At 28.8% G+C, this 13,215-nt stretch carries 14 protein-coding genes; 5 read left to right on the top strand and 9 right to left on the bottom strand.

The features are described 5' to 3' along the window. Positions 1–19: 19 nt before the first annotated feature. Genes hemN through ACJJVY_RS07940 form a run of 3 tightly spaced genes read right to left on the bottom strand, consistent with a single transcriptional unit; the run spans position 20 to position 4,476 of the window. Positions 20–1,390, bottom strand: a complete 1,371-nt coding sequence (gene hemN, locus ACJJVY_RS07950; protein ID WP_405606643.1) for an oxygen-independent coproporphyrinogen III oxidase — start codon at positions 1,388–1,390, stop codon at positions 20–22. 9 nt (positions 1,391–1,399) lie between these two features. Next, positions 1,400–2,098 carry a purine-nucleoside phosphorylase gene (gene deoD / locus ACJJVY_RS07945; RefSeq protein ID WP_405606641.1) on the bottom strand — a complete coding sequence of 233 codons (699 nt, stop codon included), beginning with the start codon at positions 2,096–2,098 and terminating at the stop codon, positions 1,400–1,402. A gap of 2 nt (positions 2,099–2,100) precedes the next feature. Further along, complete coding sequence (locus tag ACJJVY_RS07940) at positions 2,101–4,476, bottom strand: heavy metal translocating P-type ATPase (RefSeq protein WP_405606639.1); 2,376 nt, start codon at positions 4,474–4,476, stop codon at positions 2,101–2,103. 103 nt (positions 4,477–4,579) lie between these two features. Here ACJJVY_RS07940 and ACJJVY_RS07935 point away from each other — a divergent pair, with 103 nt between their 5' ends. Next, positions 4,580–5,266 (top strand): Crp/Fnr family transcriptional regulator, encoded by a 687-nt coding sequence (locus tag ACJJVY_RS07935; protein ID WP_405606637.1) that lies wholly within the window; start codon positions 4,580–4,582, stop codon positions 5,264–5,266. An 81-nt stretch (positions 5,267–5,347) separates the two neighbouring features. On the opposite strand, the gene ACJJVY_RS07930 is transcribed toward ACJJVY_RS07935, so the two are convergent. From ACJJVY_RS07930 to xrtF, 6 genes are all read right to left on the bottom strand, one after another. Next, positions 5,348–5,575 (bottom strand): heavy metal-binding domain-containing protein, encoded by a 228-nt coding sequence (locus ACJJVY_RS07930; RefSeq protein WP_405606635.1) that lies wholly within the window; start codon positions 5,573–5,575, stop codon positions 5,348–5,350. 4 nt (positions 5,576–5,579) lie between these two features. Further along, on the bottom strand, positions 5,580–5,987 hold the full coding sequence (locus tag ACJJVY_RS07925) for a heavy-metal-associated domain-containing protein (RefSeq protein WP_405606633.1): 408 nt from the start codon (positions 5,985–5,987) through the stop codon (positions 5,580–5,582). A gap of 21 nt (positions 5,988–6,008) precedes the next feature. Next, the gene (locus tag ACJJVY_RS07920; protein ID WP_405606631.1) at positions 6,009–8,252 is read right to left on the bottom strand and encodes a TonB-dependent receptor domain-containing protein; all 2,244 of its coding nucleotides are present in this window, start codon (positions 8,250–8,252) and stop codon (positions 6,009–6,011) included. 81 nt (positions 8,253–8,333) lie between these two features. Then, a complete protein-coding gene (locus ACJJVY_RS07915) occupies positions 8,334–8,738 on the bottom strand; it encodes an HYC_CC_PP family protein (protein ID WP_405606629.1) in 405 nt (134 codons plus the stop codon). A gap of 44 nt (positions 8,739–8,782) precedes the next feature. Then, a complete protein-coding gene (locus ACJJVY_RS07910) occupies positions 8,783–9,214 on the bottom strand; it encodes an exosortase F system-associated membrane protein (RefSeq protein ID WP_405606627.1) in 432 nt (143 codons plus the stop codon). Next, complete coding sequence (xrtF, locus tag ACJJVY_RS07905; protein WP_405606625.1) at positions 9,211–9,747, bottom strand: exosortase family protein XrtF; 537 nt, start codon at positions 9,745–9,747, stop codon at positions 9,211–9,213. Before xrtF ends, ACJJVY_RS07910 begins: the two co-directional genes overlap by 4 nt. Before the next feature lie 53 nt (positions 9,748–9,800). On the opposite strand from xrtF, the gene ACJJVY_RS07900 reads away from it, so the two are divergent. The 4 genes from ACJJVY_RS07900 to ACJJVY_RS07885 all read left to right on the top strand — a co-directional run bounded on the left by ACJJVY_RS07900 (position 9,801) and on the right by ACJJVY_RS07885 (position 13,212). Then, positions 9,801–10,253 carry a GAF domain-containing protein gene (locus tag ACJJVY_RS07900; RefSeq protein ID WP_405606623.1) on the top strand — a complete coding sequence of 151 codons (453 nt, stop codon included), beginning with the start codon at positions 9,801–9,803 and terminating at the stop codon, positions 10,251–10,253. Positions 10,254–10,329: 76 nt separating this feature from the next. Next, on the top strand, positions 10,330–10,458 hold the full coding sequence (locus ACJJVY_RS07895; RefSeq protein WP_405606621.1) for a hypothetical protein: 129 nt from the start codon (positions 10,330–10,332) through the stop codon (positions 10,456–10,458). Positions 10,459–10,579: 121 nt separating this feature from the next. Then, positions 10,580–12,106: a bifunctional phosphoribosylaminoimidazolecarboxamide formyltransferase/IMP cyclohydrolase gene (gene purH, locus ACJJVY_RS07890; RefSeq protein ID WP_405606619.1), complete on the top strand. Its 1,527-nt coding sequence runs from the start codon at positions 10,580–10,582 to the stop codon at positions 12,104–12,106. Positions 12,107–12,183: 77 nt separating this feature from the next. Further along, the gene (locus tag ACJJVY_RS07885) at positions 12,184–13,212 is read left to right on the top strand and encodes a rod shape-determining protein (RefSeq protein ID WP_405606617.1); all 1,029 of its coding nucleotides are present in this window, start codon (positions 12,184–12,186) and stop codon (positions 13,210–13,212) included. Positions 13,213–13,215: the final 3 nt, after the last annotated feature.

Genomic DNA, 13,215 nt, shown 5'->3' with positions numbered 1-13,215 from the left:
ATACTTCAAAAATTCTCCATTAAATTGTCATTGAAAACAACTTTGTTTTAGGTTTATTTTTTAATAAACGTGCATCAAATGCCATACAGATATTTCTAACAAATGGTCTTGCTTTTTCTGGTATTTCTATTGATTTTAATTTTTTATCAATTATTACTAAACCGTCTTGTTCCATTTCTTGCAATAAATTCAAATGAGTGTCTATATCATTTATTCTCATCGATTTTTCTTCCCACGAAGTGGAAAAATGACACATCATATTTAAAATATGTTTTCTGATAATTCTATCTTCTTCGGATAAAAGGTGTCCTCTGAAAATTGGAATTTTACCAGAATTTACAATTTTTTGATATTCTTTTACCGTTTTTACATTCTGTGCAAATGCATACCAAGAATCTGAAATTGCAGACATACCCAAACCAATCATTAATTGAGTTTTGCTTGCTGTATAACCCATAAAATTTCTGTGTAATGTTTTGTTGATGGTTGCTTTATACAAACTATCCGTTTTTAAAGCAAAATGATCCATCCCAATTTCTATGTAACCTAACTCTGCAAAAAGTTCTTTACCAATTTCATAAAGCGCTCTTTTTTCATCATCTTTTGGCAAATCACTTTCATTAAAACCTCTTTGTCCAACTCCTTTTACCCAAGGCACATGTGCATAACTGTATAACGAAATTCTATCTGGTTGTAATTCTTTGGTTTTATTAATTGTGTGAATTACGTTTTCTTTGGTTTGAAATGGAAGTCCGAAAATTAAATCATGACTAACAGATGTATACCCAATTTCTCTTGCCCATTTTGTTACTTTTTCTACTTCCGTAAAAGGCTGAATTCTATGAATTGCCGTTTGTACTTTTAAATTATAATCTTGTACGCCATAACTAACTCTTGTAAAACCACAATTGTACAATGTTTGTAATTGTGCTTTTGTTGTATTACTCGGATGTCCTTCGAAACTAAATTCTGCTTCTGGATGTTTTTTTGAAAACGCAAAAATTCCATCCATTAAATACTCTAAATTTTCTTTTGAAAAAAAAGTAGGTGTTCCGCCTCCTAAATGCAATTCTTTTATAACCGGAATTTCATCAACTAAAGCAACATATAATTTCCATTCTTTTAAAACCGTTTCTATATAATCTTCTTCTACTTCGTGCCTTTTAGTAATGTGTTTATGGCAAGCACAAAACGTGCACAAACTTTCGCAAAAAGGTAAATGAATGTAAATACTAATTCCTTCAGAAGCATTACTTTCTTTAAAAGAAGCCTGAAAAGATTGTTTCCAAACTTCTTGGTCTATTCCTTCTTTATCCCAATACGGAACTGTTGGGTAACTTGTATATCTCGGGCCCGGAATATTATATTTTTGTATTAAAGAATTTTTCATTTTTATTTTTTAAACAAGCCCTAAAGCTATTTCTATCATCTCTTTAAAAGTTTGTTCTCTTTCTGATGAAGTAGTTATTTCTTTTGTTACCAAACTATCGGAAATTGTAAGAATAGATAAGGCATTTACATTGTATTTTGCAGCTACGGTATATAAACCAGAAGTTTCCATTTCTACACATAAAACACCATATTCTGCCCATTTTTTATAACTTTCAAAATCATCGGCATAAAACTCATCAGAACTTAAAACATTACCAGCTTTAACCGTAATTTCTTTTTCTTTGGCAACTTCAATTGCGTTTTGTAATAATTTAAAACTTGCTGTTGCTGCATAATCAGCACCATTAAAACGTATTTTATTTAAACCAGAATTTGTGGATGCTGACATTGCCAAAACAATATCTCTAACTTTAATTTCCTTTTGATAAGATCCAGCTGAACCAACTCTTATTAAATTTTTAACGCCATATTCTGTAATCAATTCTGTAGCATAAATTAAAGTTGATGGAATTCCCATTCCGGTTCCTTGAACTGATATTTTTTCTCCTTTATAAGTTCCTGTAAACCCCAACATTCCTCTAACATCATTATATAATTTTACATTTTTCAGAAATGTTTCTGCAATCCATTTTGCTCTTAACGGATCTCCAGGTAACAAAACTGTTTCTGCTATTTCTCCTTTTTTTGCTGCAATGTGAAGACTCATAATTATTTGATTTTTTTTCCTAATAAATTAGTTGCTATTGTTGTAAAAACTACAATACTTATGGAACTTAACGGCATTAAAATTGCCGCAATTACTGGCTTTAATTGCCCCGTTACAGCAAAATACAAGCCAACTATATTGTAACATAAAGACAGTACAAAACAATACTTTATAATTTGTATTGCTTTTTTAGATGCACTTATATAAGTTGCTATCTTATTAAATTTAGATGCATCTAAAATAGCATCGCAAGCAGGTGAAAAAACATTAATATTTTCTGATAAAGCAATACCAACATCACTTTGCGCTAAAGCACCAGCATCATTTAAACCATCGCCAATCATGGCTACTTTTTTATTTTTTTCTTGTAGTTTAACAACAACATTTAATTTATCTTCTGGTTTTTGATTAAATAAAAGTGTAGTTTCTTTCGGTAAATTTTCTTGTAAATAGGTTCTTTCTCCTTCATTATCTCCAGAAACAACAGATAAATCAAAATTTGGTTTTAGAGAATTAAATAGCTCTTTTACTCCTTTTCTATAAGAATTCTTAAAAGTAAATTGCCCTTTATATTCACCATTAAAACTGACGTAAACAGAAGTATCTAAAGCAGATTTTTCATTATCCATTTTAACAAATGAAGAGGAACCTAATTTTAGTTTAACACCTTTGTATTCAACTTTAATTCCTTTTCCAACAACTTCTTCGTAATTAGAAATAGTAACTGTTTCTACCTCATTAAAACTACCATATAAAGTTCTACTTAATGGATGGTTAGAAGCTCTTAAAGAACTTTTTAAAATGCTTTTTTCTTGAGTATTTAAGGCAATTCCGTCATAAGAAATGGTGTTTTCTTTATGCGTAGTAAGCGTACCTGTTTTATCAAAAATTAACGAATCTATTTTTGCCAATTGTTCTACAACTGTAGCGTTTTTTAAATAGAATTTTTGCTTTCCAAAAATGCGTAACATATTACCTAATGTAAATGGTGCTGCTAATGCAATTGCACACGGGCAAGCAATAATTAAAACTGCTGTAAATACGTTTAATGCTTTGCTTACATCAAAAAACAACCAAAAGACAGTCGCTATAAATGCGATTGATAAAACGATAATGGTAAAGTTTTTACTTATTTTATCTGTAATAGTTTTAAAATGCGATTTTTTATCCTTCTGAAAAACATCGTTACTCCATAATTGCGTTAAATAACTTTGAGAAACAGATGCTAAAACTTCCATTTCTAAAATTCCTGATAACTGTTTTCCTCCAGCAAAAAGTTTATCTCCAGATTTTTTAGCAACAGGCTCAGCTTCTCCGGTTACAAAACTGTAATCTATCTCGGCATTTCCGTTGATTAAAATTCCATCAACCGGAATTAATTCTTGGTTTCTAATTAATAACCTATCCCCTTTTTCAACATCATAAATTTGTACATTTTCTTCTTTATTATCTCTAGAAATACGGGTAACTGCTATTGGAAAATACGATTTATAATCGCGTTCAAAAGACAAAAAGTTATAGGTTTTTTGCTGAAAAAACTTCCCTAATAATAAAAAGAAAACTAAACCTGTTAAACTATCAAAAAAACCGGTTCCTAAATCAAAAATAATTTCTACAGCACTTCTTATAAAAAGCACAGAAATCCCTAATGCAATAGGTACATCAATATTTAAAATTTTAGAACGTAAACCTTTAAATGCAGAAATAAAATAATCGTTACCTGCATAAAAAACTACAGGTAAAGAAAAACAAAACATCAACCATCTAAAAATTGGTTTGTATTTTTCTATCCAAAATCCATCAACTTCAAAATATTCTGGAAAAGACAAAAACATTACGTTTCCAAATGCAAAACCTGCAATTCCTAACTTGTAAATTAAACTTCTATCTACTGCTTTTTTTCCAGATTCATAATCCTCTAAACTTATATAAGGCTCGTAACCAATAGAACTTAGAAGCAACACAATTTCTTTTAAAGAAGTTTTATCAGAATTATAAGTTACTCTTACTTTTTTCTTTGGGAAATCTACTTGAGATGAAGCTATTTTATCGTTTAATTTATGTAAGTTTTCTAAAACCCAAATACAAGAACTACAATGAATATGCGGAATGTATAACGTTACTATTTGTGTGTTTCCATCATTAAAATCTAGTAATTTTTCTGCAATTTCTTTATTGCCCAAGAAATCATATTTCCCTTTAATTTCTGTTGGAATTGCACCAGGATTATCCTGAAAATTGTAATAACAAGTTAAATTATTTTCAGAAAAAATTTCATAAACAGTTTTACAACCATTACAACAGAAAGGTTTATCATCAAATGTTATTAAATCATTATCACAAGAATCACCGCAGTGATAACATTGTGTAGATTTCATATTTACTCTTTTGCCTAGAGCAAATTTCCAATAAGTCGTTATTTTAAAACATGATATTTGTCACAATTTTAATATCTTTGATTTACAATCTTTAGCAGGGAATATGAGTAAATGTGAACAATGTATTATTCGTCAGTTAAATTCTTTACAACATTTAAGTAAAGAAGAACTGGTTAGAATGTCTAATTGCAAGACGTCTAAAATCATTAAAAAAGGTGATTCGATTTTTGATGAAGGAGATCGTTTAAAAGGTGTTTTTTGTATTAAAGATGGGGTTTGTAAAGTTTCTAAAATGAGTGAAAATGGTAGAAACCATATAATTAGCCTTGTTACTAGAGGAGATTTATTAGGTGAAAGAAGTTTGATTTCTGATGAAACATCTAACTTAAAAGCTATTGCTTTAAACGACATGGAAGTTTGCTTTATACCAAAGGAAGAAATAATGAAAGATTTAGAGAAAAACCCTAAGTTTTCTTTAAGTGTTTTAAAGGATATGGCTAGTAATTTAAAACAAGCTGACAATGTTATTGTAGACATGGCTCAAAAAACGGTTAAGCAAAGACTAGCTGAAACTCTTTTAAACTTAGAAGCTAAATTTGGCACAAATAAAGAAAATGTAATAGATGTATATCTTTCTAGAGAAGATATTGCTAATATTATTGGTACCGCAACAGAATCTGCAATAAGACTTTTATCTGACCTAAAGAGAAACAAAATAATTATGTTTAAAGGGAAAAACATTTCTATCTTAAATTCTAATGAATTAGAAAGAATATCTCAAGGTTTTTAACAAAACCAATTATTTATAAATAAAAAATCCGATAGAAATTAATCTATCGGATTTTTATTGATTTTCTAAAAAGCTAAAAAACTACTCTAAATCTGTTGTTTTAACTAATTTCATTTCGCAAACAGCACATTTACCTTTTTTATCATAGGTTTTTTCTCCTTCACATTTCATTGGGCATTGATATTTTGCAATTTCATTTTCTTCTGTAGAAATCTGCTCTTTTTTATCTTCTTTCTTTTCTGATTTACACGCAATAAATATCATGTTTACAGACAAGACTAAAGTTAATGCGATTATTATTTTTTTCATAATTCTAATTCTTCTTTTGTTTTTTTAATTCACCATCATGACCAGTAATAATCTCTTCATCTCTATATTTACAACAAGGATGCACAGAATTATAAGCTTCTGTAGTAGCAACCATTTTTTTATCTTCTTCTAAAATAATGTCGTGTCCAACTTCTGTTATATTTTTCTGAATCGTTAAAACATCTGTTTTACGCTCATCCATAATAACATTTAATTGATGAGTTTCTAAACTCCAAACAGCAAACTTGACACCTTTGGATTTTAAAGCTGCAGTTTCAATTCTTGTTTTACACATTCCGCAAATTCCATCTACTTCAAAAGATACTTTTGCATTTTTTTTCTTTTTTACTTCTTGTGATTGAACTGAAAACCCAATCAAAAACAAACTAAATACTAAGACTAATTTTTTCATTTTTATTTATTTTATGGTTTATTATTTTATTTTAAATCTTAAGCCCACATAAATTGTGCGTCCAAAAATTGGAGCATATACAATTGTCGTATCAAAATTTTCTCCAAATGGAGCATCACTTGCAATAATTGGATTTTCTTGTTGAACATTTGTAATGTTTTCTGCTCCCACATAAATTTCAAACTTTTCTGAAAACACTTTAGTTATTTGTGAATTTAATAACTGATAAGAATCTACATAATCTGTCAATTGATATTCTATAGGATTTGATGCAGTATTCGGTAAACGCTGCTTACCAATATTATTAAAAGTTACGTCAAATTTCCAGTTAGCGTTTTTTTCGTTTACTGGTGTTTCATAAGAAAGGTTTGCAAAAAAACGATTTTTAGGCTGTATTGGTTTTTGCAAATTACCCGAAGTATAATCTGTAGCAATATCAAAATACTTATAAGCGGTTCTAAAATTAAAATAAGGTGCAATATTATAATTTAATTCTACCTGAAAACTATTTGCAATACTTTTACCGTCTAAATTATAAAATGAAACTGCTTGCGGATTTTCCCAATCTACAACAATTTGGTTAGTAAAATCTGTCTGATAGAAATCAAAAGTAACATCTCCTTTTTTGTTGAATAAATTAAACTTTTGCATGTAAGAAACACCGTAATTCCATGCAATTTCTGGATTTAATCCGTAAATATTTCCACCAACAGCATTAATATTAATTTGTCTAGAACTTGCAAACATTTGTTGATTTTCTGCAAAAATATTAGCACTTCTTTTTCCTCTTCCAACGGAAGCTTTTAAAACTCCATTTTCCCAAGGCACATATCTTGCATGAATTCTTGGCGTTAAAAAAGTTCCTAATAAATTATGATCATCTACACGCAAACCAGCCGTTAAACTAAAATCCTCTAAATTATCATACGCATATTCAAAAAATGCGCCAACAGAAGTTTCTTTTCTTCCGTAATCTGTAAGATTTACAATTTCATCATAATCATCATGTGTAAAACTAATTCCTGTTTTAAAATTGTTTCTTGTATCACCAATAATCGATTTAAAAATAATATTAGAGTAAATACTTTGATGTTGTATATCATATGTTTTTAAACCAAAATAAGAATCTTGCTCATGATTGCTATATGCAAATTGCAGACTTACACTTTGAAAAGGCAATTCTGGGAAAACATATCCTAATTTTGCAGAAGTTTCAAAACGTTTTGTGTCAATTTCACTTCCCCAAGCATTGGTTGTTCCTTTATCTAAAGATGGATTAAAATCAGTTTCTCCTGTTTGTTTTTCATCATTTAAAAAACGAATATTTATAAAACTCACCCAACCTTTTTCTGCATCTACATATTGCCAACGATTCATTACATTAATTTGATTGGACAAAGGCATATCTATAAATCCGTCATCATTCCTATCAAACTTTTCTCCTCTATAATCTCCATGAATGTACAAACCTGTGTGCCATTTATCAGAAACTTTTTTATTGATGTGTGTATTCAGTTCCATTCTTCCATTTAAAGAAGAGTAAGCATTTACAAACAACTTATTATCAGAAAAGGGTTTTACCAATTCTGCATTTATTTGTCCGGAAATACTTTCGTAACCATTAACAACAGAACCTGCACCCTTTGTAATTTGTATACTTTCTACCCAAGTACCTGGTGTAAAAGTTAACCCAAATGCTTGTGATGCACCTCTTACAGAAGGAATGTTTTCTTGGGCAATTAACAAATACGGACTTGTTAAGCCTAACATTTGTATTTGTTTTGTACCTGTTAAGGCATCAGAAAAACTAACGTCTATAGATGGATTTGTTTCAAAACTTTCTGCTAAATTACAGCAAGCTGCTTTTAGAAGTTCATCGGAATTTACCGTAAACATATTAGTAGTTGCTAAGAAGTTTTTTTGAACAGATTTTTTTGTTGTTTTTATTACAACTTCATCTAAATCATCTTCTGGAGTTATAAAATGATGGACTGGTTTTAAACTGGTAATTGTTAAAGTGTCTGTCTTATAACCTAAATAATTAACTACTAATTTTTTATATTCTGGTTTATAATCAATTGTAAACCAACCTTTTTTATTAGTAATGGCACTTACATTTGTATTTAACCAATGTACAGTTACATCAGCAACACCTAAATTGTCTTTTGGATTGTTTTTATCCATAATCATCCCTTTAAACGTGGTTTGAGAAAAGAGAATGAGTGGAATAAATAGTAGAATACTACTTATTGTATATTTTTTCATTTTTATCTTAAAATTTTAATTGATAACGCTAATTTTTATCACCTATAAAAAAGGTGATATTTATTTGTTAAAAATTAAAAATCAAATTAAAAATGTTTGATATAAAACCTGGTAATCTCCATAATAATTAGGCGGAGAAAAGTTTGAGTAAAATTTATTCTTAGATTCATTTAAAACAAATAAATCTCTATAAGAAATTAAAAAAGCAGTTAAGAATTGCTCTTTTTCGAAAGTAATTTTATCGATTTTGTTTGTTTGTAGTTGGTCTTGCCCTTCTACTTTATGAATTTCGTCTTTGCAACAACCTTTTTTTACTTGTGTTACTTCTTTACTAACATCCATTTTACAAGCGTCTGTTTCTCCTGTAAAAGAAACATCAACTAAAAAATCTCCACAATAATGTTTTTCTACCGTAAAAGAAAAGGTCGAAAAAAGCACAAAAAGTGCTAATAAAAACGATATTATTTTAGAGAAAAATTGTTTCATTGCTTTTGCAAATTTACAATAAGAAAATTTAATAATCAATAGAATTACTTATTACTCAATTTTTGATAATAGAAAGCTGGCAATAATAACAATAAGAATATTGGATGAATTATAAATCTTCGGATATAAAACGGCAATAAATAACCATTTTTAAAATCGTTTTTTAATAAAAATATAAAAGGTATAATTAAAATAACAAATGCGACGATTAAGAAAAAAACAGAAAATTTAAAATAATCTTTTCTTAAAAAAAGAATCCAAATAATACCTAATGATATTATAGAATTTAAACTATATCTAAATAACATGTTTGTAATTAACTTCCAAAAATCTAAATCACCTACCTGTTTATATAAATATTCATTTTGAAAATATTCAATTAAAGGATCGTAAAACAATTCTTTTTGAAAAACTCTAACAAAAAAGAATGATAAGAAGAGTATTAAAACAAGTATAATCCTTATGTATTTATTCATTTTTTATAATTAGAAAACTTATTTACCCAAATAACCCAAAGTAAAAAAACTGTTCCGTAAATAATTGCCGGAAAAACCACACCATGTAATATTTCTACTTTAGCAGGGTATTTATAAATCATCACGGTTAAAAAAGCAATTCTTAAAACATTTATCACATAAATTACAATACTCCCAAAAATTGAATATAAAAAAGTGACTTTTAAAGATCCGGCAAAAGCAACAATAAAAGCAATAAATAGAATAATTAAACTTATAGAGTTACAACCTTCTATTACTCTTGCTGTATACTTCCCTTCAATTATTAATTTTACAGACAATTCTTTATCATGCTGTATAGCTTCTACATTATAATTAAAAATAGAAAGTACCGTAACTGTTTGATTTGCTACTAAACTTGTTATTGATGACGTATTATAGACACCTTGCTTTTTTTGAGATTTTTGTAAGTAGCCATTATATATTGCTACTAACAGAAAATAAGTTACAAAAAACTTAATTAGAAAAATGATAATATTTTTATGTTTTTTCACAAAAAATTTTAATTTAATTTAGCCGAATTATTTATAGTTAACGAATATACAAAATGAATACAGATATTTTAAAAAAGGAGATTGATAATATAATTTCATCTGATAATAAAACAGCACAAAAATTACAAGCAATTTGCGACTATTTAGAGAGTGAAATTTCTTATTATGATTGGGTTGGTTTTTACTTTAAAAACGGAGATAAAAACGAGTTAAAATTAGCACAATATACAGGCGAAGAAACAGAACATGTTATCATTCCTTTTGGTAAAGGTATTTGTGGACAAGTTGCTGTTAGTAACGAAAACTTTGTGGTACAAGATGTTACAGCTCAAGACAATTATATTTCTTGTGGATGGAAAGTAAAGTCAGAAATTGTAATTCCTATTTTTGTAAATGGAGAAAATATTGGTCAAATTGACATCGATTCTCACACTGCAAATACGTTTTCCTCAAAGGATGAGGAGATTTTAGAGTATATTTGTAAAAAATTATCACAAACACTTTAATTTTATTGATTTATATTTATGTTTTTGTTAAGTTTGATAAAAATAATGCAATTATCAAATTTTAAAAACCATAATAATGAGAAAACAAGACGCTAACGCCGCTTTTTCTGGATCTGATTTAACACAAAATCATACAAATGGAAAAGAAAGTTTATTAAATAATTTTATAGATTGGTTTAGAGACTTTTTAGATAATGCAGAGTAATTTTTTTTCTTAAAAATTACATTATTTTATTGTTAATTACTTCCTCTTTTTTGTTACTATTTTTTTATTGTGATTCACTCAATGTTTATGTAGATTTGCACTCTTAACAACACAACAAAAAATGAGCACTTCAAAAACAATTAAATCTGCATTAATTTCAGTTTTTCACAAAGATGGTTTAGCGCCAATTGTAAAAAAATTAGACGAATTAAATGTAACTATTTACTCTACAGGAGGAACAGAAAAATTTATTAAAGAACTAGGTATAGATGTTGTACCTGTTGATGAAGTTACTTCTTATCCATCAATTTTAGGAGGAAGAGTTAAAACTTTACACCCGAAAGTTTTTGGAGGTATTTTAAACAGACAAGACAACGAAAGTGATGTTGCTGAGTTAGCAGAATACAACATTCCGCAAATAGATTTAGTAATTGTAGACTTATATCCTTTTGAAAAAACGGTTGCATCTGGAGCACCCGAACAAGATATTGTAGAAAAAATTGATATAGGAGGAATCTCTTTAATTAGAGCAGCTGCTAAAAACTTTAAAGACACTTTTATTGTTTCTTCTATGGATCAATACGAAGATTTTTTATCTATTATTTCTGAAAATAACGGAGAAACTTCAATTGAACAAAGAAAGAAATTTGCTGCAAAATCTTTTAACATTTCTTCTCATTACGATACTGCTATCTTTAATTATTTTAATGAAGATGAAGTAGTTTACAAAGCTAGCGAACAAACTTCTAAAACATTACGTTACGGAGAAAACCCTCATCAAAAAGGATATTTCTTTGGAAATTTAGACGCAATGTTTGATAAATTACACGGTAAAGAACTAAGTTATAATAATCTTTTAGATGTTGATGCTGCCGTAAATTTAATGAATGAATTTATTGGAGAAGACCCAACTTTTGCTGTTTTAAAACACAATAACGCTTGTGGTTTTGCACAAAGAGCTACTATAAAACAAGCTTATGTAGACGCTTTAGCTGGTGACCCAGTTTCTGCTTTTGGTGGTGTTTTAATTGCTAACAAAGAAATAGATTTAGAAACAGCAGAAGAAATTCATAAATTATTTTGCGAAGTAGTAATTGCACCAAGCTATTCTGATGAAGCTTTGGCTACCTTAAAAGGGAAAAAGAACAGAGTAATTCTAATTCAGAAAACAACAGAGTTACCAATACAGAATGTTAGAACTGCTTTAAATGGTTTATTAGTACAAGATAAAGATGCTATAACAGATAAACTAGAAGATTTAACTTATGTTACAAATACTAAACCTGCAGAAAACGAGTTAAAAGATTTATTATTTGCTTCTAAAATTTGTAAACACACAAAATCTAACACTATTGTTTTTACAAAAAACAATCAATTATTAGCAAGTGGTACAGGGCAAACAAGTAGAGTTGATGCATTAAGACAAGCTATAGAAAAAGCAAATTCTTTTGGTTTTGATTTAAAAGGAGCTGTTATGGCAAGTGATGCTTTTTTCCCTTTTCCTGACTGTGTAGAAATTGCAGGTAATGCAGGTATAACAAGTGTTATACAACCTGGTGGTTCTATAAAAGATCAGTTAAGCATAGATTATTGTAACAACAACAATATTTCTATGGTTATGACTGGAACAAGACATTTTAAACATTAATAATTATTATGTATTTCACACTTATAAATTCAGTAAATTTGTGGTAATACATCAAAAATAAATAATAAAAATATTTTATGGGTTTTTTCGATTTTATGACTGAAGATATTGCGATAGACTTAGGAACCGCAAATACTCTAATAATCCACAACGGAAAAGTAGTTATTGACAGTCCTTCAATTGTTGCAAGAAACAGAATATCTGGTAACATAATTGCAATTGGTAAAGAAGCCAATTTAATGCAAGGAAAAACCCATGAAAATATTAAAACTATTCGACCTTTAAAAGATGGTGTAATTGCCGATTTTGAAGCCTCTGAACAAATGATTAAAGAATTTGTAAAGCAAATTCCTTCAATCAAAAAGAAATTATTTCCACCCGCATTAAGAATGGTTATTTGTATTCCTTCAGGAATTACAGAAGTGGAAAAACGTGCTGTACGTGATTCTGCAAAACACATGAATGCAAAAGAAATCTATTTAATTTACGAGCCAATGGCCGCTGCAATTGGTGTTGGTATAGACATTATGGAGCCTAAAGGAAACATGATAATTGATATAGGTGGTGGTACAACAGAAATTGCAGTTATTGCTTTAGGTGGTATTGTTTGTGATCAATCTGTAAAAGTTGCAGGAGATTTGTTTACCAGTGATATTATGTATTATATGCGTACGCAACACAATTTACATGTTGGAGAAACAACTGCAGAAAAAATTAAAATTACTATTGGTGCAGCTACAGAAGATTTAGAAACTCCGCCAGATGAAATGCTAGTTCAGGGTAGAGACTTATTAAGTGGTAAACCTAAACAAGTGCAAGTTTCTTTTAGAGAAATTGCCAAAGCTTTAGATAAATCTATCTTAAGAATTGAAGATGCTGTAATGGAAACTTTATCTAAAACACCTCCAGAATTAGCTGCAGACATTTATAACACTGGTATTTATTTAGCAGGTGGTGGTTCTATGCTTAGAGGGTTAGACAAACGTTTATCTAGAAAAACAGACTTACCTGTTTATGTAGCAGAAGATCCTTTAAGAGCAGTTGTTCGTGGAACAGGTATTGCTTTAAAAGAATTAAATAAATATAAGAATGTATTAATGAAATAGCAG

It is taken from the genome of Polaribacter sp. Asnod1-A03 (assembly GCF_045063585.1).
In the GTDB taxonomy this organism is placed as follows: Bacteria; Bacteroidota; Bacteroidia; order Flavobacteriales; family Flavobacteriaceae; genus Polaribacter.
This window is presented reverse-complemented; position numbering and strand designations above follow the sequence as displayed.

Excerpts from the sequence above, each read along its gene's own strand:
- ACJJVY_RS07935 (WP_405606637.1), top strand. The coding sequence starts at position 4,580 with ATGAGTAAATGTGAACAATGTATTATTCGTCAGTTAAATTCTTTACAA.
- ACJJVY_RS07920 (WP_405606631.1), bottom strand. The coding sequence starts at position 8,252 with ATGAAAAAATATACAATAAGTAGTATTCTACTATTTATTCCACTCATT.
- ACJJVY_RS07885 (WP_405606617.1), top strand. The coding sequence starts at position 12,184 with ATGGGTTTTTTCGATTTTATGACTGAAGATATTGCGATAGACTTAGGA.
- purH (WP_405606619.1), top strand. The coding sequence starts at position 10,580 with ATGAGCACTTCAAAAACAATTAAATCTGCATTAATTTCAGTTTTTCAC.
- deoD (WP_405606641.1), bottom strand. The coding sequence starts at position 2,098 with ATGAGTCTTCACATTGCAGCAAAAAAAGGAGAAATAGCAGAAACAGTT.
- ACJJVY_RS07940 (WP_405606639.1), bottom strand. The coding sequence starts at position 4,476 with ATGAAATCTACACAATGTTATCACTGCGGTGATTCTTGTGATAATGAT.
- hemN (WP_405606643.1), bottom strand. The coding sequence starts at position 1,390 with ATGAAAAATTCTTTAATACAAAAATATAATATTCCGGGCCCGAGATAT.
- ACJJVY_RS07900 (WP_405606623.1), top strand. The coding sequence starts at position 9,801 with ATGAATACAGATATTTTAAAAAAGGAGATTGATAATATAATTTCATCT.
- ACJJVY_RS07925 (WP_405606633.1), bottom strand. The coding sequence starts at position 5,987 with ATGAAAAAATTAGTCTTAGTATTTAGTTTGTTTTTGATTGGGTTTTCA.
- ACJJVY_RS07930 (WP_405606635.1), bottom strand. The coding sequence starts at position 5,575 with ATGAAAAAAATAATAATCGCATTAACTTTAGTCTTGTCTGTAAACATG.
- ACJJVY_RS07895 (WP_405606621.1), top strand. The coding sequence starts at position 10,330 with ATGAGAAAACAAGACGCTAACGCCGCTTTTTCTGGATCTGATTTAACA.
- ACJJVY_RS07915 (WP_405606629.1), bottom strand. The coding sequence starts at position 8,738 with ATGAAACAATTTTTCTCTAAAATAATATCGTTTTTATTAGCACTTTTT.
- ACJJVY_RS07910 (WP_405606627.1), bottom strand. The coding sequence starts at position 9,214 with ATGAATAAATACATAAGGATTATACTTGTTTTAATACTCTTCTTATCA.